General features: G+C 68.6%; 22 protein-coding genes and 1 tRNA gene. 14 read left to right on the plus strand and 9 right to left on the minus strand.

The features are described 5' to 3' along the window. The first annotated feature begins 108 nt into the window (after positions 1 to 108). Positions 109 to 1,611, plus strand: coding sequence for a glucose-6-phosphate dehydrogenase (locus ACQ260_RS15515; protein WP_432560373.1), 1,503 nt, complete (start codon positions 109 to 111; stop codon positions 1,609 to 1,611). A gap of 6 nt (positions 1,612 to 1,617) precedes the next feature. On the opposite strand, the gene ACQ260_RS15520 is transcribed toward ACQ260_RS15515, so the two are convergent. Further along, entirely contained in the window at positions 1,618 to 1,950 is a 333-nt protein-coding gene (locus ACQ260_RS15520; protein WP_432560374.1) for a cell division protein CrgA, read from the minus strand. Between the two features lie 68 nt (positions 1,951 to 2,018). On the opposite strand from ACQ260_RS15520, the gene ACQ260_RS15525 reads away from it, so the two are divergent. Beyond that, positions 2,019 to 2,780: a DUF881 domain-containing protein gene (locus ACQ260_RS15525; RefSeq protein WP_432560375.1), complete on the plus strand. Its 762-nt coding sequence runs from the start codon at positions 2,019 to 2,021 to the stop codon at positions 2,778 to 2,780. Positions 2,781 to 2,816: 36 nt separating this feature from the next. Here the strand turns inward: ACQ260_RS15525 and ACQ260_RS15530 are convergent, their stop codons facing one another. The 7 genes from ACQ260_RS15530 to ACQ260_RS15560 all read right to left on the minus strand — a co-directional run bounded on the left by ACQ260_RS15530 (position 2,817) and on the right by ACQ260_RS15560 (position 11,175). After that, positions 2,817 to 3,464 carry an aminodeoxychorismate/anthranilate synthase component II gene (locus tag ACQ260_RS15530; protein ID WP_432560376.1) on the minus strand — a complete coding sequence of 216 codons (648 nt, stop codon included), beginning with the start codon at positions 3,462 to 3,464 and terminating at the stop codon, positions 2,817 to 2,819. A gap of 10 nt (positions 3,465 to 3,474) precedes the next feature. Beyond that, entirely contained in the window at positions 3,475 to 5,247 is a 1,773-nt protein-coding gene (gene pknB, locus ACQ260_RS15535) for a Stk1 family PASTA domain-containing Ser/Thr kinase (RefSeq protein WP_432560435.1), read from the minus strand. A gap of 334 nt (positions 5,248 to 5,581) precedes the next feature. Further along, on the minus strand, positions 5,582 to 7,021 hold the full coding sequence (locus tag ACQ260_RS15540) for a peptidoglycan D,D-transpeptidase FtsI family protein (protein WP_432560377.1): 1,440 nt from the start codon (positions 7,019 to 7,021) through the stop codon (positions 5,582 to 5,584). Further along, the gene (locus tag ACQ260_RS15545; protein WP_432560378.1) at positions 7,018 to 8,406 is read right to left on the minus strand and encodes an FtsW/RodA/SpoVE family cell cycle protein; all 1,389 of its coding nucleotides are present in this window, start codon (positions 8,404 to 8,406) and stop codon (positions 7,018 to 7,020) included. Before ACQ260_RS15545 ends, ACQ260_RS15540 begins: the two co-directional genes overlap by 4 nt. After that, positions 8,406 to 9,977: a PP2C family protein-serine/threonine phosphatase gene (locus ACQ260_RS15550; RefSeq protein WP_432560379.1), complete on the minus strand. Its 1,572-nt coding sequence runs from the start codon at positions 9,975 to 9,977 to the stop codon at positions 8,406 to 8,408. The genes ACQ260_RS15545 and ACQ260_RS15550 overlap by 1 nt, the downstream gene beginning before the upstream one ends. A 3-nt stretch (positions 9,978 to 9,980) precedes the next feature. Further along, complete coding sequence (locus tag ACQ260_RS15555; RefSeq protein ID WP_432560380.1) at positions 9,981 to 10,484, minus strand: FHA domain-containing protein FhaB/FipA; 504 nt, start codon at positions 10,482 to 10,484, stop codon at positions 9,981 to 9,983. After that, positions 10,465 to 11,175: an FHA domain-containing protein gene (locus ACQ260_RS15560; protein WP_432560381.1), complete on the minus strand. Its 711-nt coding sequence runs from the start codon at positions 11,173 to 11,175 to the stop codon at positions 10,465 to 10,467. Before ACQ260_RS15560 ends, ACQ260_RS15555 begins: the two co-directional genes overlap by 20 nt. Positions 11,176 to 11,420: 245 nt before the next feature. On the opposite strand from ACQ260_RS15560, the gene crcB reads away from it, so the two are divergent. The 4 genes from crcB (at position 11,421) to ACQ260_RS15580 (ending at position 15,122) form a co-directional block, all read left to right on the plus strand. After that, complete coding sequence (gene crcB, locus ACQ260_RS15565; protein WP_432560382.1) at positions 11,421 to 11,834, plus strand: fluoride efflux transporter CrcB; 414 nt, start codon at positions 11,421 to 11,423, stop codon at positions 11,832 to 11,834. Further along, positions 11,834 to 12,250 carry a fluoride efflux transporter FluC gene (locus ACQ260_RS15570; RefSeq protein WP_432560383.1) on the plus strand — a complete coding sequence of 139 codons (417 nt, stop codon included), beginning with the start codon at positions 11,834 to 11,836 and terminating at the stop codon, positions 12,248 to 12,250. The genes crcB and ACQ260_RS15570 overlap by 1 nt, the downstream gene beginning before the upstream one ends. Before the next feature lie 140 nt (positions 12,251 to 12,390). Next, positions 12,391 to 12,474, plus strand: a tRNA-Leu gene (locus ACQ260_RS15575). Positions 12,475 to 12,599: 125 nt separating this feature from the next. Further along, positions 12,600 to 15,122 carry a DUF2207 domain-containing protein gene (locus ACQ260_RS15580; RefSeq protein ID WP_432560384.1) on the plus strand — a complete coding sequence of 841 codons (2,523 nt, stop codon included), beginning with the start codon at positions 12,600 to 12,602 and terminating at the stop codon, positions 15,120 to 15,122. Positions 15,123 to 15,263: 141 nt separating this feature from the next. Here the strand turns inward: ACQ260_RS15580 and ACQ260_RS15585 are convergent, their stop codons facing one another. Next, a complete protein-coding gene (locus tag ACQ260_RS15585) occupies positions 15,264 to 16,115 on the minus strand; it encodes a sulfite exporter TauE/SafE family protein (RefSeq protein WP_432560385.1) in 852 nt (283 codons plus the stop codon). 169 nt (positions 16,116 to 16,284) lie between these two features. On the opposite strand from ACQ260_RS15585, the gene ACQ260_RS15590 reads away from it, so the two are divergent. The 8 genes from ACQ260_RS15590 (at position 16,285) to ACQ260_RS15625 (ending at position 25,548) form a co-directional block, all read left to right on the plus strand. Further along, a complete protein-coding gene (locus ACQ260_RS15590) occupies positions 16,285 to 17,658 on the plus strand; it encodes a rhodanese-like domain-containing protein (protein ID WP_432560386.1) in 1,374 nt (457 codons plus the stop codon). An 88-nt stretch (positions 17,659 to 17,746) separates the two neighbouring features. After that, on the plus strand, positions 17,747 to 18,136 hold the full coding sequence (locus tag ACQ260_RS15595; protein ID WP_432560387.1) for a thioredoxin family protein: 390 nt from the start codon (positions 17,747 to 17,749) through the stop codon (positions 18,134 to 18,136). 1,074 nt (positions 18,137 to 19,210) lie between these two features. Beyond that, positions 19,211 to 20,263 (plus strand): ABC transporter ATP-binding protein, encoded by a 1,053-nt coding sequence (locus ACQ260_RS15600; RefSeq protein ID WP_432560388.1) that lies wholly within the window; start codon positions 19,211 to 19,213, stop codon positions 20,261 to 20,263. Then, complete coding sequence (locus ACQ260_RS15605; RefSeq protein WP_432560389.1) at positions 20,260 to 20,994, plus strand: ABC transporter permease; 735 nt, start codon at positions 20,260 to 20,262, stop codon at positions 20,992 to 20,994. Before ACQ260_RS15600 ends, ACQ260_RS15605 begins: the two co-directional genes overlap by 4 nt. Positions 20,995 to 20,999: 5 nt before the next feature. Continuing rightward, positions 21,000 to 22,256 (plus strand): sensor histidine kinase, encoded by a 1,257-nt coding sequence (locus ACQ260_RS15610; protein WP_432560390.1) that lies wholly within the window; start codon positions 21,000 to 21,002, stop codon positions 22,254 to 22,256. After that, positions 22,253 to 22,873, plus strand: coding sequence for a response regulator (locus ACQ260_RS15615; RefSeq protein WP_432560391.1), 621 nt, complete (start codon positions 22,253 to 22,255; stop codon positions 22,871 to 22,873). Before ACQ260_RS15610 ends, ACQ260_RS15615 begins: the two co-directional genes overlap by 4 nt. Before the next feature lie 345 nt (positions 22,874 to 23,218). Next, on the plus strand, positions 23,219 to 24,772 hold the full coding sequence (locus ACQ260_RS15620) for a SulP family inorganic anion transporter (protein ID WP_432560392.1): 1,554 nt from the start codon (positions 23,219 to 23,221) through the stop codon (positions 24,770 to 24,772). Positions 24,773 to 24,810: 38 nt separating this feature from the next. Then, positions 24,811 to 25,548: an HAD family hydrolase gene (locus ACQ260_RS15625; RefSeq protein WP_432560393.1), complete on the plus strand. Its 738-nt coding sequence runs from the start codon at positions 24,811 to 24,813 to the stop codon at positions 25,546 to 25,548. Positions 25,549 to 25,589: the final 41 nt, after the last annotated feature.

Here is a 25,589-nt window from a genome sequence, read left to right on the forward strand (position 1 = left end):
GCCACGGGGTGCAGAGTGCGGTCGAGCGCTGGGAGGACGATCGGCGTACGCTCGCCATCGAGTCCGGCGGCCGCAGTCGGGCGCACCGCTCACGGGAGAGGAAGCCTCATGTCGAACGACACCGCCGGGCAGGGATCGCCGCAGCCTAACGAGGGATCGGCCGGTCAGGTGCCTTCGGAGCCCTCGGGTCCCCAGGGTGATCGCGCGCCGGCTGTCGATGCGGTGGAGGCGCCTGACTCCGCCGCCGAGCATCCCGATGCGCCGACGCTCGTGATCCTCGGCGCCTCCGGCGACCTCACCTCACGTCTGCTTCTGCCCGGGCTGGGCACGCTGATGGCGCAGGAGCCCGACCGGCGGATCATCCTCGTCGGCGCTGACCGCAAGGAATGGTCCCACGGCGAGTGGCACGAGCAGGTGCACGAGTCCATGTGCCGCGGCGGTGCGCGTCCCGAGGTCGCAAACGGCCTCGCGGGCGATTCGCGCTATCAGCAGCTGGACGTGATGGACCCCCAGGCCTGGCCCGAGTTCGTGCGGGCACTGCCGCCGAACTCCGTGCTCTATTTCGCGCTCCCGCCGGCGGTCACCATGGCGGCCTGCAAACTGCTGACGGCGGCAGACCTGCCCGAGGGGGTCCGTCTCGGACTGGAGAAGCCATTCGGTTCGGATCTCGAATCGGCCCGCGAGTTCAACCGGCTGCTCGCCGGGCTGGTCCACGAGAAACAGATCTTCCGGGTGGACCACTTCCTCGGCAAGGACACAGTCCTCAACATCCTCGGCGTCCGCTTCGCCAACCGCATGTTCGAGCCCGTGTGGAGTGCCAACGACATCGAGCGAGTCGACATCGTGTTCGACGAAACCCTGGCGCTGGAGGGGAGGGCCGGCTACTACGACAAAGCCGGTGCCCTGATCGACATGATCCAGTCCCACCTGCTGCTCGTCATGGCCATTCTCGCGATGGAGGAGCCCAACCGGGTCGATCACGTCGAGCTCCGCGACCTCATGATGCACGTTCTCCGCGCGACCTACTGTCACCCGGAGATCGGCTCGCGCCGGGCGCGCTATACCGCGGGCCGCGTCAACGACACGGACGTCCCCAGCTACGTGGACGAGCCCGGTGTGGACCCGGCCCGGGAGACCGACACGCTCGCGCAGGTGACGCTCGAGATCCGTTCCCGGCGCTGGGCCGGCGTACCCTTCCGGCTCCGCTCCGGCAAAGGACTCGGCGACGCCCGCCGACTCGCGATCATCTATTTCCGGCCCGTCGCCCACATGCCGGAGGGCTTCACCGGTGAGGTCAACCAGAACGTCCTGTTGTTCGACCTGGGGGAAGGGCGCCTCGGCCTGCGGATCGCCACCAACGGCGAAGGGGACAAGCTCAGCCTCGAGGAGACCGTCTTCGAGGCCGAGTTGGGGGACAGCCCTGTTCGTCCCTACGGCGAGATTCTCGCGGGCATCCTCGACGGCAACCCGCTGCTGTCCGTGCGCGGCGATGTGGCCGAGGAATGCTGGCGGATCGTGGCGCCGGTCATCGCGGCGTGGCGGGCGGGGGAGGTGCCGATGGATGAGTACGCCGCCGGCACGATGGGCCCCCTCACCTGGGGAGTGGTGTGACGCCGCTCACTTCCACATCATCGACAGGCCGAGGGCTGCCGCCATCAGCCCCATGCCGATCAGGATGTTCCAGTCGCCGAGCCTGCTCATGACCGGGACGTCGCGGCCGGCGATGTAATAGACGACCAGCCAGATCACGCCCAGCAGACCGATGGTGATGAAGGCGGGAGCAACCCAGCGGCTCGTGCCGGGACCGGTGATCCGACGGTCGGGAGCTTCCTCTTCCTCGATCTCGGCGCCGAAGGCGTCAACCTTCTTGGTGACCTCCTTGGGAGCGGGGTCGTCCGGCTCGCCGCGGCGCTTCCTGTCCGTTGGCTTTCGGCCTTTAGGTTCCGACAACGGTCCCTCCTTCGTGTCGCCCGCTAGCGTAATGGGTGAACAGGCGGATCTCACGGTGAGGACGAGGGATGGTTCGGTGGCTGCGGACGGGATGGGAGCGGTGGCTGCTCATCCTGCGGGACCGCCCGAAGCGCCCGCGCGCCCGCATCATGACGGCCCTCGTGTGTGTCGTGATCGGCCTGATGATCAGCGTGAGCAGCCTGAACGCGCGGGGTTTCGATCTGCGCCCGGGCCGCAACACGCAGCTCATCGACGTCATCCGCGACGGCACCCGTCGCAACGCCGACCTCACGCGGGACGTCGCCGCGTTGCGGGCAGAGGTCGATGAGTTGGCCAGTCGGGCAGGTGACGAGCCCGACATGAGCGGGCGGGTCGCGGAGACGGGCGGCTACACGGGCACCGAGCCGGTGCAGGGCCCCGGTTATACGGTCATCCTGACGGACGCGCCCACGTCGGTGACGGTCGCCGGCATCGATGAGGATCTGCTTGTCGTCCACCAGCAGGACATCCAGGCGGTGGCCAACGTGTTCTGGGGGGCCGGGGCGGAGGCGATGACCATCCAGGGCCAGCGCGTGGTCGCGACCACCGGCATCAAATGCGTCGGCAACTCCGTCGTTCTCCACGGCACACCCTATGCGCCGCCCTATGTGATCTCCGCGATCGGTGACCCCGAGCAGCTCTCGCACGCGCTCGCGACGTCTTCCTATCTGAAGGTCTATCGCCAGCACGCGGAGGCGTACAACCTGGGTTATCAGCAGAAGCGCGAGGGCAACCTCCGGTTCCCCGGGTTCGAGGGTGCGGTGGAGTTGCAGTACGCGCGCGCGGCCTGACCGGTCCGCAGGACGGCGGGCAGGTGTCGACAGCCGTCAGCCGAGCGACATCAACGGTGCTAGACCGACGGCGCGTCCGGGCGCCTCGGCATCCCCACAGGTGAGCAGCCAGTTCGCGAGCATCTGATAGCCACCCTCGGTGAGGACCGACTCGGGATGGAACTGCACGGCTTCCACGGGCAGCTCGCGATGCCGGACCGCCATCACGACCCCCGCTTCGGTTTCCGCCGTGACCTCCAACGGCTGGGGCAGCCTCGTGATCGCCAGCGAGTGATAACGGGTCGCGGTGAAGGGATTCGGCAGGCCGGCCATGACTCCGACGCCGCGGTGCCGGACCGCGGAGACCTTGCCGTGCAACAGCTCGGGCGCGCGGCCCACCTCGCCGCCGAAGGCCACCGCGATGGACTGCAACCCCAAGCACACACCGAAGATCGGCAGGTCGCCTGCGATCTTCCGCACGAGTTCGACGCAGACTCCGGCGGACTCGGGCGCCCCGGGACCAGGGGAGAGCAGGATCCCGTCGAACTCCGCGAACCGTGCCGGCGACAGGTCCCCGAAGCGCTCGTCGTCATTGCGCCAGACCTCGATCTCGGCCCCCAGCTGGGCGAGGTAGTGCACGAGGTTCCAGACGAAGGAGTCGTAGTTGTCGACGACGAGGATGCGGGGAGCGGGAGGTTCGGTCATGGCGGTGTCATCACTGCTCGGTCGGAGTGGGTGAAGAGGTGGGCGACACACCGGTCGGTGTCGGCTCGGTATCGGTCGGCGTCGTGGTCGGCGCTGGGGTGGGCGTCGGGGCGACGAAGCGGGCGATCCGGACGACGATGGGGTCATCGCGTTCGACCTGCGTGCCGGCCGCGGGGTCCGTGCTCAGCACGGTGCCGGCCTGCTCGGAGTCGTCCGTATCGGTCATCTCGAACGTCACGTTCGTGAAGCCCCGGGCCTCACGGTCCTGTTCGACCGAAGCCTGGTTCCAGCCGACCCAGTTCGGCACCCGGGACAGGCCGGTCGCGACCTCGAGCACGATCTCCTGGCTGACGGGCACCGTTGTCCCTTCGCTGGGACGCACGCTCAGGACGGTGTCCTTGACCGCATCCGGTGGCTCCTGCGTGGCGTCGACGACCCGGACGTTCTGGAAGCCGGCATCGTCCAGCAGCCGGCGGGCCTCGCTCACCGACGCGCCGGTCAGGCCGGTCGGGATCGCCGCTCTCTTCGGGCCGGTATTGATCTCCAGCACCACGGTCTTGCCCGGGTCGATCATGGACCCTGCGATCGGGTTCTGACGGACCACGGTGCCCACCGTGTGGTCGTCCGGCCCCTCGACCTGGTCGATCTCCGGCAGGAGCCGGGCATTGCGGATCGTGGTTTCCGCCTCGGCCTGGGTCTGTCCCACGACCGGCGGGACAGCCACCTGCAGCGGTGCTTCGGGGGTGTTGGGCCGGAGCCACCACCACAGCACTGCGCCGAGGAGCACCACCAGGACGAGCGAGAGGATCGTCAGGACGATCGGCAACGCACTTCGGCGTTCCGGCTCGTCGTCCTCGGGCACGACCAGTTCCTCGCTGACGGCGATGGTGTTGAGCGCGGCGGTCGGCTCGGGAGCGCTGGGTGCCGACGCCGGTGTGGTCGTGGTGACCTCGAGCCCGGAGAGCACGCGGTTGATGTCGTCGGCCATCCCGCGGGCGGTCTGATAACGGTCGGCGGGATCCTTCGCCAGCGCGGTCAGCACGACGGCGTCGACTCCAGGGCCGATGTGACTGTCGAGCTGACTGGGCGGAACCGGGAGCTCGCGCACGTGCTGATAGGCGACCGAGACGGGCGAATCGCCGACGAACGGCGGCCGCCCGATCAGCAGCTCATAGAGCAGGCAACCGGCGGAATAGATGTCGGACCGGGCATCGACGGTCTCCCCGCGGGCCTGCTCGGGCGACAGATACTGAGCGGTGCCGATCACGGCCGCGGTCTGGGTCATCGACGACGACACGTCGGACACCGCGCGGGCGATGCCGAAATCCATCACCTTCACGTTGCCCTGCGGGGTGAGCATCACGTTGGCGGGTTTGATGTCGCGGTGCACGATGCCGGCGCGGTGGGAATACGACAGGGCGTCGAGCACGCCCACGGTCAACTCGAGTGCGCGCTCGGGCAGGATCTTGCGGCCGTCCTTGAGGATCTCGCGGAGCGTGTGGCCCTCGACGAGCTCCATGACGATGTAGGGGATGTGCAGCTTGCTGACGGGGTCGTATTCCTCGCCCGTGTCATAGACCGCCACGATGTTCGGGTGGTTCAGTCCGGCCGCCGACTGCGCCTCACGGCGGAAGCGGGCCTGGAAGGTGTCGTCGGACGCCAGGTCGGGACGAAGTTCCTTGATGGCGACCCACCGGCCGAGCCTGGTGTCGTACGCGCGGCGTACTTCCGCCATGCCACCCCGACCGATCACCCTGCCGAGCTCATAACGCTCACCCAGCATCCGGCCCGGCTCGTCGTCCTCGGCCGGCACCTTCTCGTTCACCCGGGTCGCGTGGTCGTCGTCGGGGTCGTGGGGCGGGGGGCCCGGATAGAGCGGTGGCTCCTCCTGCGGGCGCACGCTCGTCGCGTCGACCGCGTCCTCGTCGCGCGACATGGCGCGCCGTGGCGTCGTGGGCGGGCCGTCGGCTGAGCCCGGGGCGCGGCGCTCGGGCCGGTCCTCGTGCTGGTCCATCACTCGCCACCTCGCAGTCTGTTCGCAGTTCGCTGGCACGTCCGGCCGGCGTCATCCATCGTCCAATGGCTGAGGAGTTTCTCAGAATCAGTGTTTCGTCCGCTCACAACACCGCCTCCATCACAGCTCGGGCGATCGGGGCGGCCACACGGTTGCCCCCGACCTCACTGCGGGGCACGTCGGCGTCCTCCACGAAGACGGCGACGGCCACGACCGGCTGCCCGGACTTGTCCAGCGCATAGCTGGTGAACCAGGCATAGGGCGGACGGTCGGGCGCTGACTGGGCGGTGCCGGTCTTGCCGCCGACCGTGTGGCCCGAGATGCGGGCGTTGGTGCCCGTGCCGTCCTCCACGACGCCGACCATCATCTGCGCGAGCGCGCGGGCGTTCTGCCGCTGCATCGGCTGCGACTGCAGGCGGGGCCGGGTCGTCGAGAGGACGTTCAGGTTGGCCGACCGGACGCGAGCCACCAGGTGGGGTTCGAAGAGCTGGCCCTCGTTGGCGATGGCCGCGGTCACCATTGCCATCTGCAGCGGTGTCGTGGCGACATCGTGCTGGCCGATGCCGGTGAGGGCTGTCGACGGTCGGTCGGGATTGTCCGGATAGCGGCTCGCCACGGCGTTCAGCTCCGGCAGGGGCCGCGAGCCGAAGCCGAACTTTTCCGCCTCGGCGCGCATCACGTCGTCGCCGAGCGTCAGCGCGATGTTGGCGAAGGCTGTGTTGCACGAAACCTTCAGGGCTTGGCCGATGGTGATGCGATCGCCGCCGCAGTCGACCTGGTTGCCCAGGTCCGTGTTGGTCTGGGGGAGCCGCAGCTGGGTCGGTGACTCGACGAGCGTCTCGGGTGTCATCCCGTTTTCGAGCGCGGCCGCGGCGGTGACCAGTTTGAACACCGAGCCGGGCGGATAGATCTCTCGCGCCGCCCGGTTGGCCATGGGCCGGTCGGAGTCCTCGTTGAGCTCGATGTACGTCTGCCGAGCCGCGGTCAGGTCGTGATTCGCGATCTGGTTGGGGTCGTAGCTGGGGGTGCTGGCGAGCGCCAGGATCGCCCCGGTCCGGGGATCGATGGCGACGACGCCGCCCTTGCGATTCCCCAGGCCCTCGAACGCGGCGCGCTGGGCGCGTGCATTGATCGTGGTCTCGATCGACGCGCCGGTGGGCACCTGGCCGGTCAAGGAATCGATGAACCGGTTCACGAACTGGGAGTCGGCGGTGCCGGCCATTTCGCGGTTGTAGCTGGCCTCCAGCCCGGCGCGGCCCTGGTCATAGGAGTAGTAGCCGGTGATCTGTGCGTACAGCCGGCCCTCGGGATAGGTCCGCTGGAACTTGAACTGGTCGTCGGCCGACACGGTCTGGGCGATCTCGGTCTGCCCGACCATGATCGGGCCGCGGTCCTGGGCGAACTCCTCGTCGCGGGTTCGCCGGTTCGTCGGCTGGTTGTTGAGGGAGTCCTGGCGCATGACGATCGTGTAGGTCTGATTGCCCAGCAGCAGACCGAACATGATCAGCGCGAGGATCGCGACGCGACGGATGGGCTTGTTCATCGGCCGACTCCCCGGATCACCTGGGTCGCCTCGTTCGCGAGCCCGCCGCTGTCCTCGGCGACCTGCGCCACCGGTTTGCGGGCTTGGTGGGAAATGATCATCAACAAGCCCATCAGCACCCAGTTCGCTATCAGCGACGATCCGCCCTGCGACATGAACGGGGTGGTCAGGCCGGTCAATGGCAGCAGGCGGGTCACGCCGCCGATGATCAGGAACACCTGCAGCGCGAAGACGAAGCTCAGTCCGCTGGCGAGGAGTTTGCCGAATGGATCCTTGGACGCCAGGGCGGTCCGCAGTCCGCGGGCCACGATGAAGGCATAGATCATGATGATCGCCATCAGCCCCACCGTGCCGAGTTCCTCACCGATCGCGGCGGCGATGAAGTCCGACTTGGCGAACGTGGTGAGCCCGGGGCGGCCCTCGCCCCAGCCACGCCCGAGCAGGCCGCCCCAGGCGAACCCGAACTGGGCATTGATGATCTGCCCGTTGCGGTCGATGTCGGAGAACGGGTCGAGCCAGGCGTTCACCCGGCGTTGGACGTGGCCGAAGGTGAGATAACCGACGTACGCGAGCCCCGCGAACATCACGGTCCCCAGGATCGGCCAACTGGGCCGCTCGGTCGCGACATAGAGCATCATCACGAACAGCCCGAAGAACAGCAGCGAGGTGCCCAGGTCGGTCTGGAACACCAGCACCAAAACGCTCGCGCCCCACATCATGAGGATCGGGCCGAGATCCCGCGGACGTGGCAGGTCGATGCCGGCAATCCGGCGGCCGGCGATCGCCAGCGCCTCGCGTTTTTCGACCATGTAGGACGCGAAGGCCACCGTCAACGCCAGCTTCGCGACCTCGGCCGGCTGGAACGAGAACGGTCCGATCGAGATCCAGATCCGGGCGCCATAGACCTCTTGGCCGATGAACGGCAGCGCCGGCAGCAACATCAGGATCAGACCGAACACGAAAAGCGTATAGGTGTAGCCCTGCAGCGGCCGATGGTCACGCACGACGATGAGCACGAGGGAGAACAGGATGACCCCGAGCACCGTCCACATCAGCTGACTGCTGGCGTCGGTCCGCACCGGGTCGGGGATCTTGTCGATCCGGTGGATCATCGCCAGCCCCACGCCGTTGAGCGTCAGGACCGCGGGCAGGATCAGCGGGTCCGCATAGGGCGCCCGCCAGCGGACCGCCGCGTGGGCGGCCAGACCGATGCCCAGCCAGAGGCCGGCGACGAGCAACCAGTTCGCCGGGAGCTCCCCGAACAGGTTCTGCTCGACGAGCAGATAGGACGAGACCCCGATGGCAGCGGCGAACACCACCATCGCGAGCTCGACGTTGCGTCGCTTGCGATAGACGATGACCACGTTCTGGTCGGTCTCGGCCATCAGCAATCCTCGTCCGGGCCCAAGGTCGTGGGGTCGGTCGGGGTGGCGGGTGCCTGCAGTGTCGGTGCCTCACCGGGCGGTGCAGGTTCACCCGGTGCAGGTTCGCCGGGTGCAGGTTCGCCGGGCGGTGCAGGTTCGCCGGGTGCAGGTTCGCCGGGCGGCTGCGGCGCGGGAGTGGCCGCCGCCTCGGCGCGGGCCTGTCGTCGGGCGATGCAGCGGTCGGCCTCGGCCTTGAGCTGATTCGTCGTCTCGCGCGCCTGCTCGAGCGAGTGCAGGGGGATGGTCCGGATCACCCGGTCGCGATAAACCCGAGGCAGATCCGCGAGTTTGATGTCCTGCACTTCATAAACCTCGGAAAGGTGCACGCCGAGCACGTTCTGTGCGAGTCCACGATGGATGGCGACGTTCTCGGCTGCGGGTCCCACGTAATACTGCGTCCGCGACCACGCATAACCGGCCCCCAGGCCCGCCCCCAACAAGGCACCGATGAGCACGAGCGCGATGACGACACGGAGCGCGCCCCGGCGTCTGGGACGCAGGCGAGGGGCGTACCGAATCTCCTCCTCATCCGCCTCCTCAACCGCGGCAACCGGCTCCTCGACCGGCTCGGTCGCGGCCGCGTGGGACGCCAGCTCGGCGCGGTCGCGTCGGATGGTGGGTTCGTCGTCCTCACGGGGCGGGACCATCGGCACCGAACGTTCCAGCGCTGCCCCGACGATCTTCGGGTCCTCCTGGAAGTGGATGACCGCGGTCGGGGTTTCTGTCTCGCTGCGGTCGGCGGTGTCCTCGTCGGGCGAGCCCTCCGCGTCCTCTTCGGCGGCGCCAGCGGGCGCGGGCTCCTCGACCACGTCGGCCAGGATGATCGTGATGTTGTCGACCCCGCCCTCGCGGTGGGCGGCGTCGATGAGGACGTCCAGGACGTCCTGGAGATCGGTGGACCCCGTGAGCGCGCTCAACAACTCGTCGTCCTCGACCAGCCCGCACAGCCCATCGGAACACAGCAGCAGCCGGTCACCGGCGGCGAGATCGATCAGCGCGGTGTCCGGGTCGGCCTGTGGCTGCCCGTTGAGCACCTTGAGCAGGAGGGAGCGGTGCGGATGGTACGCCGCCTCCTCGACGGTCAGCTTCCCATCGTCGACCAGCGACTGAACCCAGGAGTGGTCGTGCGTGAGGCGGATGATTTCGTCGTCGCGCTGAAGGTACGCCCGCGAGTCGCCGATGTGGACGAGCCCCAGCTGCGCGCCGTCGAACAGCGCGGCGCTGACCGTCGTGCCCATGCCCTCGAGCAGGTGATCGTCGGCGACGAGATCGGCGATCTTCTCGTTGGCGTTGTGCAGCGCGCCCGCCAGCAGCTCCAACATCTCCTCACCGCGCGCGAGCTCGACGTCGGCGCCCCGGTCCGCGCGGCGCAACTGCTGGATTGCCACCGCCGAGGCGAGATCACCGGCTGCCGCGCCGCCCATGCCGTCGGCGACGACGAGGAGGCGGGGCGAGGCATACCCCGAGTCCTGGTTGTTCTTGCGAACCAGGCCGATCTCGGAGTGCGCCGCATAACGGAGCTGCAGGGTCATGGGTCAGGGTTCCAGCTTCAGTTGGGTGCGCCCGATCCGGACCGTGTCCGCCAGGGTGATGGTCGTCGGCATCGTGATGCGCTGCCCGTTGACATAGGTGCCGTTGGTGGAGCCGAGATCCTCGATATACCACCCACCCGCGTCGTCCTGCAGCACCTGTGCGTGCCGGGTGGACACGTAGTCGTCGTCGAGGATGATCTGGGCGTCCGCACTGCGGCCGATGCGGATCGGCACCTCATTCAGGTCCGCCGATATGCCCTGCTGTTCGCCCGCGATGATCGCCAGCCGTCTGGCCTGGCCTTTCTTGCGTCGCTGGAGGCGCTTCTTCTTCCGTGGCTTCTCGAGCTCGTGCGGCAGCTCGGACGCCGGCACGGTCCGGCCGAAGAGGTCTGTCTTGATGATGCCCGCGCACGACAACACGAAGGCCCACAGCAACGCGAGGAACAGGACCTTGAGCAGGGTGACGGCGATGGCGGACATCAGGCGATCAGCGCCCCGCGGGGGCATGCACCAACATCTTGGTGGACCCGATCTCGATCCGGCTGCCGTCGGCGAGCACCGCATGCTTGACCTTGCGGCCATCGACCGTCATGCCGTTGCGGGCGCCGAGGTCGATGATCTCGTATTCCAGGTCGAAGCCGAGCCCCGTCACCTTGATCTGCGCGTGCTTGCGGGACACCCCGGGATCGTGGATCCGCAGGTCCGCCTCGGTGCCGCGGCCGATGACGATGCCCGGGGGCACGAGCGGATGCCGCACCCCGTTCACCTCGATCACCATGCGGGCCCGGCGGGAGGCCACGCGACTGTCCAGCTCGTCGCGGTCCACCCCAGCCACTGCGCGGGACTCGACGGTGAACTTTCCCGTCGGCAGCTCCGGCACCAACTCGTAATGGATCTCCAGCGGCCCGTTGAAGATATAGCCCATGTTCTGGGCGTGCGACCGCAACTCGGGGACGATCAGGTCGGTGGTCTTGCGCCCATAGGGCTCCAGCGCGTTGTAATCGTGCTCCGACAGGTTGATGAAGAACTCGTTCGGCGCGAGCTTGCGGTCGCGGGAGAGCAACTTGGCCTCGGCGTCGAGCTCCTTCTGAAGGCGCGCAGCGATCTCCATCGGCTCCACGTCGCCTTTGAAGGCGCGCGCGAAAACGCCGCTGACGACGCTCTCGATCGCCTTCTCCAGACGGTCCAGGAACCCCACTAAACCCACCTCTGCTCTGCTCGGGGAGGCGCACCAGTTCACTGGGCCCCGGTTCGCCACCCTAAATCCTATTGTCGGGGGACAACAGCCACAGTCCCGTTTTGAACTCCGGCGAGCCGCCTAAGGCCTTACTCAGGTTCAGCGTCCCGTGCGCCAGGGCCGCGGCAATCGCGGCTGTGCAAGGGGACGGGGCGACTGCCGCGTACCCTCCTGTCGAACCCGCCCGCCCGTCGAAAAGAGCCCCGATGACCAGCGTGCCCGCCCGGCCCTCGTGGTCCGTGCTCGCCGCGGTCGCCCTCGGGGGCGCGCTGGGCAGTCTGGCGCGGTGGGGTGTTGGTTGCGTCTTCTGGGGGTACGCGGGCTGGCCCTGGGGCACGTTCCTCGTCAACGTCACGGGATCGTTCGCGTTGGGGGTGGTGATGGTGCTGGTGTTGGAGGTGCGCCCCCTGTCCCGCTTCGCCCGGCCCTTTTGGGGTGTGGGCGTGTGTGGGGGATACACGACCTTCTCCGCGTATGCGCTCGAGGTGCACCACCTCCTCGTCGCGGGGCGGGCGGGACTGGCGGTGGCGTACGCGGTCGGCTCGGTGCTCGCCGGTGTTCTCGCCGTGGCGCTCGGGATGATCGCCGCCCGACGCATTCTGTGTGAGCGGGGCGCGTGATGCTGACAGTTGTTCTCGTGGCCCTCGGTGGCGCGGTCGGGGCGTCGCTGCGGTTCGTGGTTGACGGCGAGGTGCGACGGCTCCTCGGCGACCGCTGGCCCGGCGGGACCGTAGCGGTGAACGTGGTCGGGGCCCTGCTGCTGGGGCTCGTTGCGCGGTATGTCGCTGCTGTTGGTGACGTTGGCGCTGCGGGGGTTGGGGGTGGGAGCGGCCTCGAGTCCGGCTCTGACACGGTGTGGGTGATGGCGTTGCTCGGGACCGGAGTCTGCGGGGCGCTGACAACGTTCTCGACCTTCTCCTATGACACCTGGCTCCTGTTGACCCGCCGCGCCTGGGTCGGCGTGCTCGTTTATGTCGTCGGCACCCTCGTCGCCGGCATCGGCGCCTTCTGGCTCGGTTGGGCTCTGGCGGGGTGAACCCCCGTGTGGGGCTGACCGGCATGCGCCGATGTGGCACAGGTGCGAGTTGGGACCGGCAGCCGAGCACCAGAAACCGATTTGGCGCCCGGCCAACGGGGGTGTTAGGGTCCTCTGGTTGCCGGGCGAGAGTCCGGCGAGCGCGAGTGGCGGAATTGGCAGACGCGCTGGCTTCAGGTGCCAGTGCCCCTTGGGGCGTGGAGGTTCAAGTCCTCTCTCGCGCACAAACCGAAAACCCCGCTCCGGCCTAGGTCGGAGCGGGGTTTTTCGCATTCGCAGGGGTTCAGGTTCCGCGGTCTCCGCAACTGGCGGAGCCTCCGCTGAGCCCGATGCGTGCCACGCTCTGAAGGTGCGTCGAACGGTCCTGCACGCCACCCTCGTGGCGCTCCTGCTGCTGGTGGGCTTCGGCCTGCCGATTGCCGTCGTCCCCGCGCACGCCGCGGCGGAGGACGTGATCACCAACTTGGGCGTGCGGTACGAGATTCGCCCCGACGGGTCGGTCGGCGTCACCTACCGGCTCGACTATCGCTTCGGTGAAACCGGGCGGCGGGGGATCCTGTTCGCGATCATCGCAAAGGAGCCGTTCGGGGACGGCCTCCACAACGCCCGCTATGACATCCGCAACGTCGCGGTCGACAGCCCCTCCGGCGCGCCGGACACGTTCGAACAGACCGTCCAGACCAAGGGAGACACCGAGGAGATCTCGCTGCGCGTCGGTGACGCGGACAAGCCGCTGTCGACACGCACCGCGAGTTATGTGATCACCTATGACATGTCCGGCGGGCTCGAGACCCACGATGACTATGCGGAGCTCTATCGCGACGTGACGACCGACTATCCGCTGGTGGAGCGCTATTCCGTGGAGGTCAGCGCCCCCGGCGGCGTCGCCGAAACCCGCTGTGCCGCCGGTTCCACCGAGTGCACAACCGCGATCGAGCAGGGCACGGCGCGCTATGGCGGCAGCAATCTCGCACCCGGTGAGCAGCTCACCATCGCCGCGAAGGTGGATCCGGCCCGGGTGGCCAATGCGCACCCGCACCTGGAACTGCAGTCGATCGACACTCCGCGTACCCTCGCGGTCGCCGCCACGACCACCCTCCGACCGGACGGTGTCGTCACGGTCCGGCAGGCGACTCGCTATCGATTCCCGGCCACGGGCGGCGAGGTCACCTATGCCATCCCGACCCGCCGCCCGTTCAGCGACACCGCGGACCAACTGTTCGAGGTCGACCGGATCGTCGTGACGGACGAGACCGGTGCGCGGATCGCGACGCGGGAGCGGGTGCGGGGGGAGGGGAGAAGCACGCAGGCATTGCTCGTCACCGCTGCTCCCGATCCGGGCACTCTGTCGGCGGAAGGAGTCACGACGCTCACGCTCGACTACGAGGTTCGCAACGCGTTCCGCGCCGACCAGGACAACGCGCAGCAGTTGCAGTTCCGGTGGCCGCTGGTGCTCGAGAGGGCGGCCCGGTTCACGGAGGTGACGGCGGAATACCGGTCTGCCGGCACGCTCGCCAGCCTCGGCTGCGAGATCGGCGGCACCCGGGAGCAGTGCGACATCCCGGCAGCGGAGGTTGTCGATGGGACGGGCGTCTTCCGCCTCCCACGGGATGTGGCCGCCGAACTCGACCCGGACCGCCAACAGGTTGTCGTCACGGTGCCGGTCGCAGCCGTCGGCAACCCGCAGCCGGTGCTCGGCGAGAGCATCGACCGCCGCGAGGCCCGACGGATGGGGGCGAGCTTTCTCACGACGGTAGGGCTGATGGGCGCGCTGATCACGGGTGGGGTCGTGCTGTCGAGGCGGCAGGCGTTTGCGAATTTGAGGTACGCCGGCGTGCCGCCCGGGGTGCTCAACCGCGGCGGCGCGGTGGAGGTCGACGAGAAACTCCAGGTGCCCGTGCGGTTCGAGCCGCCGGAGACAGATTTGGCGACCGCCGGGCGCCTTCTGGACGGTGCCTATCACGATCGGCACACCACCGCGGAGATCGTCGATGCCGCTGTGCGCGGGGTCGTGCGGATTCAGATGAAGCCGTTCACCCTCTGGGCGGGGCGCAATCAGCAGCTGCCGCCGCAGTGGTCGACGTGGTTCGATCCGGTCGTGAAGCGGTTCGTGCGCGGCGCGGGCGGCGGGATGACGCCGCTTCCTGCCGGTCTGTCCGGGACCACGCCGGCGGACCTGGTGGCCATGACCGCCGCCGTGCGACAGCATCAGCCGACACCGCAGGCTCCGCGAGGACTGCTCCGTTCGCCGGAGGAGGTCAACCAGCTGCGTCGCAAGCGCTGGGGGAGGGCCTGGCTGGCCTTCGGTGTGCTGGTCGTGCTGCTGATCGGGCTCCGGTGGGCGCTCATGCCGATCCTCGGCGGGTGGGTGAATGGCCTGCTGCTCTTCGGGATCGTCGCAGCCGCCGTGGCGACCTCGCTGTGGCGCCGGCGCACGGGTCGGATCCCGACGTCAGCTGACGGCACCGCGTTGCTGGACCAGGTCGTGGGCTTTCGGACCTATCTCACCACCGCCGAAGCCCACCAACTCCGCTTCGAGGCCGGCGAGGACATCTATTCGCGCTATCTGCCGTGGGCGGTGCTGTTCGACATCGTGGACAAGTGGACAGCCACCTGCCAGCAGCTCGCAGCCCAGGGGGCGATCCCGCCGTTGCGCACCGCCTGGACCGACCAGCCCGTCCGGGCGCTGGGGTCCATGACGCTCATTATGGATCGCGAGCTCTCCCGGTCCGAGCAGGCAGTCCGGGCCGCAGCGGCCGCAGCGGGCCGGCGCAGTGGGTCGTCGTCGGGAACGGGCGGACGGTCGGCGTTCTCCAGCAGGGGTTTCAGCTCCGGCGGTGGCGGCGGAGGCACCAGCACCAGCAGTTGGTAGGCGAGTCCTCGCGTTCTGACCCGTGGGGCGGGTCAGAACACAAGCGCCCACACACGTCAGCCCGAGGGTGGCTCAGGCGAACAAGCGGCACGTCCTCAGGCGAACAAGCGGCACGTCCTCAGGCGAACAAGCGGCACGTCCTCAGGCGAACAGGAGCGGCACGTTCATCGCGAGCACATAGCAGGCCACGAGCACCATCATCGCCGAGAACGCGAGGCTGAGGTGCTGGGGCGCGACACGCTGACCGATGCGGCTGCCGATGACGCTGCCGATCGCAGCAAGCACGCTGAAGACACCGATCACGACCCAGTCGATCTCGAGCCCCGTGGCCGCGCGCCCGGCGAGGGCCGTCGCGCTGTTGATCACGATCACGACCAGTGACGTGGCCACGGCGGTCGGCATGGAGAACCCGAGGGCAAGCACCAGCGCCGGCACGACCGCGAACCCACCGCCGACGCCGAAGAAGCCGGTCAGCAGCCCGACCCCGGTCGCCGTGACGATGAAGATGGCGAGCTTCTTGGTGAAGGCCGCCCGATCGGCCGGTCGGCCCGTGGATCGCGGCGATGTCGCACTGTCCGCAATGGGCGGCGATGTCGCACTGCCCGCAGCGGGCTTTCCCGCACCGGCGGCGGGACGCCGGGACTTGCGGAACATCAGGATGGCCACGACCAGCATGAGCACCGCAAAGGCGGTCATCAGGATCTCGGGTTGCGTCAGCACGGACAGGCGGGAGCCGATGAGGGAGCCCATGACTCCGGCGGCGCCGAAGACCAGGCCGTCCTTGAGGCGTACGTTCCCCGACTTCCAATGACTCGCGATCCCTGCGAGGGACGACAACCCGACGATCACGAGTGACCCGGTGGTGGCGGCGGAAGGTGGCTGGTTCAGCAAGTACACGAGGATCGGCACCATCAGAATCGCGCCCCCGCCGCCGAGGGCGCCGAGGCTCAGGCCGACCACGGTCGCGAGTGGGGCCACGAACAGGAGGCTCATTGCGGGCCCCCTGCCGGCCGCCTGCGCTGTCGCTGCGGTGAATCCCCACCTGTGCGGACCTTGCGTACCTTCGCCGACACGGCTCCTCCTCGTATGCCCCTGGGGGAATAATACCCCATGGGGTATAGTTCTTCCAGGCGAAGGACCACCGAGCACGAAGGACAGGGCCATGATCTTCACGCAGTACTACTTGGATTGCCTCTCCCAGGCCTCCTATCTGGTTGGCGACGAATCGACCGGCCGGGCCGTGGTTGTCGACCCACGCCGTGACATTGCGGAATACCTCGACGATGCGAACGACAAGGGGCTGAAGATTGTCGGGGTGATCAATACGCACTTCCATGCCGACTTCCTGTCGGGCCATCTCGAGTTGGCCAAGGAGACCGGCGCGTGGATCGGATACGGCCGTGCGGCGAACCCGGAGTTCGAGTTCCGGCCGCTTGCCGACGGCGACGCGATCGATCTCGGCGGAGTCCGCCTGGAGATCATGGAGACACCGGGGCACACCCCCGAGTCGATCAGCGTGCTCGTGTTCGAAAAGGCCGATGACGAGGTGCCCTATGGCGTGCTCACCGGAGACGCGCTGTTCATCGGTGATGTCGGCCGTCCGGACCTGCTCGCATCCGTCGGAACGACCGCCGAGGAGCTCGGCAAGCAGCTCTATCACTCGGTCCAGACCAAGCTGATGGGCCTGAAGGACGAGGTCCGGGTGTTCCCGGCCCACGGAGCCGGGTCTGCCTGCGGCAAGAACCTGTCGACGGAGAAGCAGTCGACGATCGGCGAGCAGCGACGCTTCAACTACGCCTGCCAGCCGATGACCGAGGAGCAGTTCCTCGAGGTCGTGACCGAGGGGCAGCCGACCGCTCCCGGATATTTCCTGTTCAACGCCACCCTCAACAAGCAGGAACGCGAGCTCCGCGACGTCGATGCGACCGTGCCGGCGCTGTCCGACGAGGAGGTCGCCGACGCCCTCGGTGCGGGCGCGGTGGTGCATGACGCGCGGGCGGGAGATGAGTATGCGGCCGGTTATCTGCGTGGCTCGGTCAGCGTCCCGGCCGACGGGCGGATGGCGGAGACCGCGGGCATGGTGTTCACCCCCGAGCAGCGCATCGTGATCATGGCGCCCCGGGGAGGCGAGCAGGAGGTCGCGACCCGGCTTGCCCGCATCGGCTATGACAACGTCATCGGCTATATCCCCGAGCCGGAGGACTATCTCGTCCGCCACCAGGATCAGGTCGAGCCGGCCAGCCGGCTGCGCCTCGACCAGCTCGAGCGAGTCCAGGAGGACGTGCAGCTGATCGACATCCGCAACCCCGGCGAGGTCGCCGAGGGAATGATCGACGGCGCCCGGCACATCCCGCTGCCGCAGTTGCCGGCCCGGGCATCCGAGCTCGAGTCGGACAAGCCGGTCGTGCTCTACTGCGCCGGCGGATGGCGGTCGGCCGTGGGCGCGAGCTTCCTCCGGAGCCGTGGTTTCTCGGATGTTTCGGATCTGCTCGGGGGCTACAACGCATGGAGCGCCGAGCACGCTCCGGCACACTGAAAGGGGCCGCGTTCCTCGTTCGAGCGCGCACGGCCGAACGGATCCCGGAGCTGACCCGGGGCCGACACACAGACAAGCAGGGAGACTTATGTCCACCGTTGATATCACCATCGAGACCTTCGAGAGCACGATCAAGGACGCAGAGAAGCCGATCGTCCTCGTTGACGCCTGGGCCGCTTGGTGCGGCCCGTGCCGCCAGTTCGCGCCGGTCTATGACGCGGCCGCCGCGCAGCACGACGATGTCGTCTTCGCCAAGATCGACACCGAGGCCCAGCCTGAGTTGGCGGTCGGGCTCCAGATCCAGTCGATCCCGACCCTGATGGCGTTCCGCGACGGGATCATGGTTTTCCGCCAGGCCGGTGCCCTGCCCGCTCCCGCGCTGGAGCAGGTCATCCAAGGCGTCAAGGGCCTCGACATGGACATGGTGCGCCGGGAGATCGCGGCCCAGCAGGACGGGGCGGCGCCGGCTGCCGAGTGATCACGGCTGGCGGCGAACTCCTGGAACGCCGCCAGCGCACGTGGTCCGCAGACCGCAGCAAGCGCGCGCCGCCATGATCGCGACATCGGCGTGGGAGGCAACGCATCCGTCGCACCCGGTCGCCACGCTGGCGCTGGACTTCGTTACCGATGCGTTGGAGACGTCTGCAGCGGATCTGACGTGGTTGCCCGAGACAAGGTGGCCTCGGCCGGAGCGGCGACTGCGCTGATGTCGGGTGCTCGGTCACAAACCGCATTCTCAGCGGGGTTCGAGGAGATCATTTCGATGAACCCCGCTGAGAATGCGGTTTGTGACGCGACCGGTAACCGCAGAGCCGTCGGCAGCTCCGGGAAGTTGAACTCCTCCCCGACACGCTCGATGAACCTTGCCTGGGGGCGAGTCGGCTGCGCAGATCATCCGTCACCAGGGCGAGGCGAATGCCCGATCTGCGAGCTGAACCTGGAGTTTCTTCACAGCCTGGACGGCAGTGAGTCGATCTCGGCGGTCCCGGCCCGACTGCCCAAAATTCCGACGATCGCCGGGGAGTCCGGCCAGCCCGTCGACTATGCGCACCGCCAATGACTCTGCACCCGAAAGGGCCGGGTGCAAAGTCATTGGCGGTGGGCAAAGTCGGCGACAATCACGTCCCGCGTGGTTGCCGAGGCGCGTCTGGCCTCACCGGGAGTTGTCCGGGGTTTGCGCTGTACCCGCGCCGGGAGACGCCGATATCCGGAGGATATGCAACTATCCGGTCAACCTCACCGGATCTGCAGTGACCGACAAGGTCGAACGCCACCCATTCGCGGTGACCTTGGCCGGGTAGTTGCACGTTGCGCGAGTACCCCCCCCGATCCGAGCAACGCAGAACTCCTGAGCATCGACGGGATCGGTCGAGTGAGTACATCAGTCGGCCGCTGGCATCGGGTCACCGCCAAGACTCTTTCGAGAGCATGATGAAGAACGTCGAGATCATGCCGTTCCGTCGGTGCCGGGCGCGGCCTCATCCGATCGGATGAGGCCGGCTCGGCCTGATCGTCCGATCCTGCGGGCCGCTGTTTCCGCGAGCCTGGATGCATGAGGTTGATCGAGGTTTCCGGGCTCACCAAGGCATACGCCACCAAGCAAGTCCTCCGCGGCATCGACCTGACCGTGGATGCCGGGGAGATCGTCGGCATCCTCGGACCCAACGGCGCCGGCAAGACCACCGCGGTCGAGTGCATCGGCGGCCTCCGCACCCGTGACGGGGGCACCATCACTGTGGCCGGCGTCGACCCGGCGACCGAACCACCGGGTTTCCGTGAGCTGCTCGGCATGCAGCTCCAGCAGTGCCGCCTGCCCGCGAAAATCACCACCGCGGAGGCGCTCGAGCTGTTCGGCAGCTTCTATCCCGACCCGGTGCCGACCAACGAACTGCTCGATCGATTCGGCCTGACCGCGCAGGCTGCCACCCGATTCGAGAAACTCTCCGGTGGCCAGCAGCAGCGCCTGTCCGTCGCGCTCGCGCTCGTCGGTCGGCCGCGCATCGCGATTCTCGACGAACTCACCACCGGCTTAGACCCGGCCGCCCGGCGCGAGATCTGGGAGTACCTGCGCGACCTCAAGGCCGCCGGCACCACGATGCTGCTCGTCACCCATTCGATGGAGGAGGCCCAGTTCCTCTGCGACCGTGTCGTGATCATCGACGACGGGCTGGTGGTTGCCGAGGGCAATCCGAGCGAGCTCGCCGCCACCACGGTCCAGCAGCAGACCTCGTTCGAGGCCGCCCCGGCCGCCCCGGATGCCCCGGCCGATCCGAACCATCCGAACCAACCGAACGATTCGCAGGCTGTCGAGCGCCTGCTCGCGCTGCTGCGCGCGCTGCCCGGTGTGCACACCGCACGCCTGGTCGAGGGGCGTCTCGTCGTCGACGGTGATGCGGACAGCCCGCAGACGATTCTGTCCGCGCTCCTCAAGGAAGGCATTCGGCCCCACCGGCTGCGCGTGACCCAACCCACTCTCGACGATGCCTATCTCCGCATCACCCAAGAGCGCCGCATCACCCAAGAGCGCCGCATCACCCAAGAGCGCCGCATCACCCAAGAGCACCGCATCACCCAAGAGCACCGCATCACCCAGGAGCACCGATGAACGCCACCGCGGCCCTTCTCCGCAACGAAGCCCGTCTCTTCGCCCGTACGCCGGGCGGGGTGATCCCCGTCTTCCTGCCGGTGCTCGCGGCCCTGATCATCGCGGCGATCCCGGCCGCCCGCCGCCCGGTCGACGTGATGGGTGGGCTGAGCGTCTCCGCGGCGTACACCCCCACGCTCATCCTCTTCGCCATGACCATGGCCGCGCTCGTCGTGCTGCCGCAGATGCTGGGCAGCTATCGAGAACTGGGGTTCCTCCGGCGGCTCCGGACGACGCCGACGTCGCCGGCGGCTCTCCTGGCCGCATACGTCATCGTCACGGCCGTCCTCAGCAGCATCGTGTCCGTCGTCATCGCCGCCGGGCCACGGCTGTTCGGGGCTCCCGCGATCCAGCGGCCCCTGAGCTTCGCCGCCGCCGTGATCGTTGCGCTGCTCCCGTTCCTGGCGCTCGGGCTCATGCTGTGCGCGATCATCCCCAATCCGAAGGCGGCCGCCGGGATCGGCAACGTCGTGGCCGCGGTCATGTGGTTCGTCGCCGGCATGTGGTTCCCACGGGCGCAGTTCCCGGACTGGCTGCTGACCCTCAGTGATCTTCTCCCCGGCGGCGCGGCCGCCACCCTCATGACCGATGCGATGGTCGGGGCGCCGATCTCGTGGCAGGCGGTCGCGGTGTGCCTCGCGTGGGCGGTGCTGGGCACGGTGGTCGCGGTGCGCACCTTCCGGTGGGAGTGACGCTCGTGGCCACCGAACCGCCGTCGATGCGCGAGCATGGGGGAGTGGAGACGGCACGGGCTCGGGGGAACATCGTGGCCCCGTTGGCCATGCTCGCTGTCTCGCTCACCGCCGCCTTTATCCTCGTCGCCCTTTCGCCGGACCTGTTCCCGGCCGCGAACATCCCGTGGTTCGTCCTCCTCACTGTTGCGGTGGCGGTCGTGCGGGTATGGAGCAGGCGGGCGGCCGATCGCACGCGGCGAGCCCGAGCAGCCTTCTGGGTCGGCCTCGTGCTGACCGCCGGCTTGGTCGTGCTGAATCCGGCGTTCGGGCTGTACGCGTTCCTCGGGTATCCCGACGCCACGCGACAGTTCACCGGCCGCACGAGCGTGGTCGGCATGGTCGCGGTGGCTGCCGTGGTCGCGGTGGCCCAGACGGGCGGCGTGCGATCCCCGATCTTCACCCCCGCCATCTGGGGACTGTTCGTGCTGGTGAATCTCGTGATCGCGGGCCTGATGGCCGCGTTCGACCGCCAGCGGCAGCGACAGGCTGAGGCGGTCGAAGTGGCTAACGCCGAGCTGCGGAGGGCCATCGCTCACAACGACGAGTTGCAGGCACAGCTCATCGAGCAGGCCCGGGACGCCGGCATGAACGAGGAGCGCAGCAGGCTGGCCCGCGAGATTCACGACACCATCGCGCAGGATCTCGTCGGGATCATCGCGCAGCTCGGCGCGGCAACGGATGCGGTGGACGGCGTACGCGGCCCCGCGGCCGTCGCCGTCGGCGGGGATCCCGCTATCGACGACCTCCGTCGGCGGCTCGGCCAGGTCGACACCCTCGCCCGCGACGCGCTCGCCGAAGCCCGCCGGTCGGTGCGGGCCCTCGCGTCGCCGCGCCTCGACTCCGATGACCTGCCTGCCGCCCTGCAGCGCGTGCTCGCTGCGTGGGAGGGGGCCACGGGATCGAGCGCACGCCTGACCGTGACCGGGCAGATCCGGCCGAGCGGCAACGACGGCGTCGCACTGCGCATCGTGCAGGAATCACTGGCGAACGTGGCGCGGCACGCGGAGGCGAAGTCGGTGACCGTCAGGCTGGCGTACGCCCTCACGACTCTCACTGTCGAAATCAACGACGATGGGATCGGCTTCGATGTCGATGCCCCGCGCACCGGGCGCGGGATCGCCGGGATGATGGAGCGAGTCCGCGCAGCCGATGGGGAGCTCGAGCTGCGGTCGGTTGAGGGCACCCTCGTCACTGCACGACTCCCCGGGAGGTGGGCATGATCCGCGTAGTGATCGCCGACGACCATCCGATCGTGCGGGACGGGATCGTCGCGATCCTCGAGCGGCAGGATGACATCACGGTGGTCGCCGAGGCGAGCGGCGGCCGCGAGGCCGTGGCGGTGGTCGCTCGGGAGTTGCCCGACGTCGTGCTCATGGATCTCCGGATGCCGGACGGCGATGGCGTCGAGGCGATCCATGCTTTGCGGGAGATCTCCAGGGAGACGCCGCGGATCCTGGTGCTGACCACGTACGACACCGACAGCGACATCCGCCACGCCCTCGCGGCCGGCGCTGACGGTTATCTCCTGAAGGACACGCCACGCACCGAACTCGTGGCTGCGGTGCGGCACTTAGCAGCCGGCCGACCGGTTGTGAGCCCCGAGGTGCTCCGGGTGATGGCGGTGCCCGCGGTCCAGGACCCGGAGGTGCCGCTCACCCCGCGGGAAAGGGACGTGCTGCGCGAGGTCGCCGCCGGCGGCACCAACCGCGACGCCGCGGGGCGACTGTTCATCAGCGAGACCACGTTCAAGACCCATCTGTCGCGAGTGTTCGACAAACTCGGCGTGAATGATCGTGCGGCCGCGGTGCGGGTGGCCTATGACCGCGGGCTCCTCTGAGTCCTCTCTGGCTGTGGGGTTCGGGCGCCTCCCACTTTGACCCGTGGGGCGGGTCAGATCGCGAGGACGCGGGCCCGTCTATCTGGAGGGGGTCGGGCGCTCCGACTTTGACCCGTGGCGCGGGTCAGATCGCGAGGACGCGAGCCCTTCTATCTGGAGGGGGCCGGGCGCTCCGACTTTGACCCGTGGAGCGGGTCAGATCGCGAGGACGCGCACGCACTCCAGGACGAGGGATCCCGGGGCCGCATGGCGGACGCGGGCTGGGCACGGGGTGGGTAGGCCTAACCTCGAAGCCCTTGTCCTCCGGCCGCCCACGAGTCGGCCCCGCCCGAGCCCAGGAGCGTTGTGACCGAACCCAGGGTGCCGGCACCCAACGATCCCGCGCCGACACCGGTGCCGTCCCCCGGCGCGCCGGAGGCCGACGAGGCCCACGGCGTCCGGCACGCCCTGCGGTCGCCGCGCCGGCTGAAGACCGAGGCCCTCGCCGGACTGGTCGTCGCCCTCGCGCTGATTCCCGAGGCGATTTCGTTCTCGATCATCGCCGGGGTCGACCCGCGGCTCGGGCTGTTCGCCTCGGTCACGATGGCGGTGACGATCGCGATCGTCGGTGGTCGGCCGGCGATGATCTCGGCCGCGACCGGCGCGGTCGCTCTCGTCGTGGCACCGATTGCCCGGGAGCACGGCGTCGATTATCTGATCGCGACCGTGATCCTCGCGGGGCTGCTGCAGATCGTCCTGGGCGTCATCGGGGTTGCGAAGCTCATGCGCTTCATCCCCCGCCAGGTGATGGTCGGTTTCGTCAACGCGCTCGCGATCCTCATCTTCCTGGCCCAGATCCCGCACCTCGTCGAGGTGCCGTGGCTGGTCTATCCGCTGACCGTGGCCGGCATCATCCTGCTGGTCGCCCTGCCGCGGCTGACCCAGGTGGTGCCCGCGCCCCTCGTCACCATCGTGGTCCTCACGATCGTGGTGGTCGTGGCCGGCGTCCGCGTACCCACCGTCGGAGACCAAGGGGACCTGCCCGACAGCCTGCCCAGCCTGCTCATCCCGAACGTCCCCTGGACGTGGGAGACGTTGCGGCTGATCGGCCCGTACGCGTTCGCGATGGCCCTTGTCGGCATCATCGAGTCGCTGCTGACCGCGAAGCTCGTGGACGACGTGACCGACACCCACTCCAACAAGACCCGCGAGACCTGGGGCCAGGGCGTGGCCAACGTGGTCACCGGCTTCTTCGGCGGCATGGGTGGCTGCGCGATGATCGGTCAGACGATGATCAACGTGAAGGTCTCCGGCGCGCGCACCCGGATCTCCACCTTCCTTGCCGGCATCTTCCTGCTCATCCTGGTCGTCGGCCTCGGGGACATCGTCGGGCTCATCCCGATGGCCGCCCTCGTCGCCGTCATGATCATGGTGTCGATCGGCACGATGGACTGGCACTCGGTCGACCCGCGCACCCTGCGTCGGATGCCACTGAGCGAGACAGCAGTGATGGCAGGCACGGTGATCGTCACCGTGGCGACCGGCAACCTGGCCTATGGCGTTCTGGTGGGCGTGGTGGTCGCGGCGCTGCTGTTCGTGCGCCGTGTCGCCCACTTCACGAGCGTCACCCGGCTCGACGCCTCCGACGCCGACGACGAACGGGTCTATGCCGTCGAGGGCGAGTTGTTCTTCGCCTCGTCCAACGATCTCGTCTATCAGTTCGACTATTCGGGCGACCCGAAGAACATCGTCATCGACATGAGCCGCGCGCACCTGTGGGACGCGTCGACGGTGGCCGCGTTGGATGCGGTGAGTCGGAAGTACCGGGCGCGTGGCAAGCACGTCACCATCGTCGGGATGAACCCGGACAGCACTTCGCGCTACGACCGCCTGGCGGGCAAGCTGGGCGAGGGGGACTAGCCACTGCCGCCCCTGCGCGAGGCGCGGAGAGGAGTCACATGGCTCGGCACGACGGCATCCGTTGGCACGCTGCGCTCGACGGCGTCCGTTGGCACGCTGCGCTCGATGGCGCCCGCCTGCTTCTGGTCGACTTCGACGGTCCGCTCGTCCGCCTGCTGCCCGATCCCGAGCACCTGCTGCTCGCGCGGCGACTGGCGGGGTGGTGTTCCGAGCGCACCGGGGTGGCCTGGTCCGCGGCTGCCGCGGACCACGTCCAGGTGCTGCGCGAGATCCATGCCCGTCACCCCGAGCTCGCCGCTGAGGCCGAGGCCCTCGCCACGGAGGTGGAGGTGGCCGCGGCCGGGGTGCGGGCTGCGTACCCCCACGCCATCCGCACCCTCCACACCTGGCTCGCGCACGGCGGCCGGTTGGCGGTGGTGAGCAACAATGCGGAGGAGGCGGTACGCCGGGTTCTCGCTGGCGCCGGGCTCCACGACGGGCGCGAGTCCGGCGTCACGGTCCAGGCCCGCCGGCCAGGTCGAATCGCGGAACTCAAACCGCGACCGGACCTGCTGCTGGCCGCGATGGCCGGCCACGGGGCGGGGTGCGCCGATACCGCGATGCTCGGAGACACCATCAGCGACATGCAGGCCGCGAACGCGGCGGGCGTGCGGGCCATCGGGATCACGGGGGAGACGGCGACCCACGATCGCGCCGCGGAACTGCGCGCCGCAGGAGCCGTGACCGTGCTCGATCAGCTGGCCGATCTGCTGCACGCTCCGCCGTTCACCGGCTGAGCCGACCGCCCGGCAAAGGCCACCCGCTGTGTCGCGGGCTC

This window comes from Ammonicoccus luteus, from assembly GCF_050880385.1.
Classification (GTDB): Bacteria; Actinomycetota; Actinomycetes; order Propionibacteriales; family Propionibacteriaceae; genus Enemella.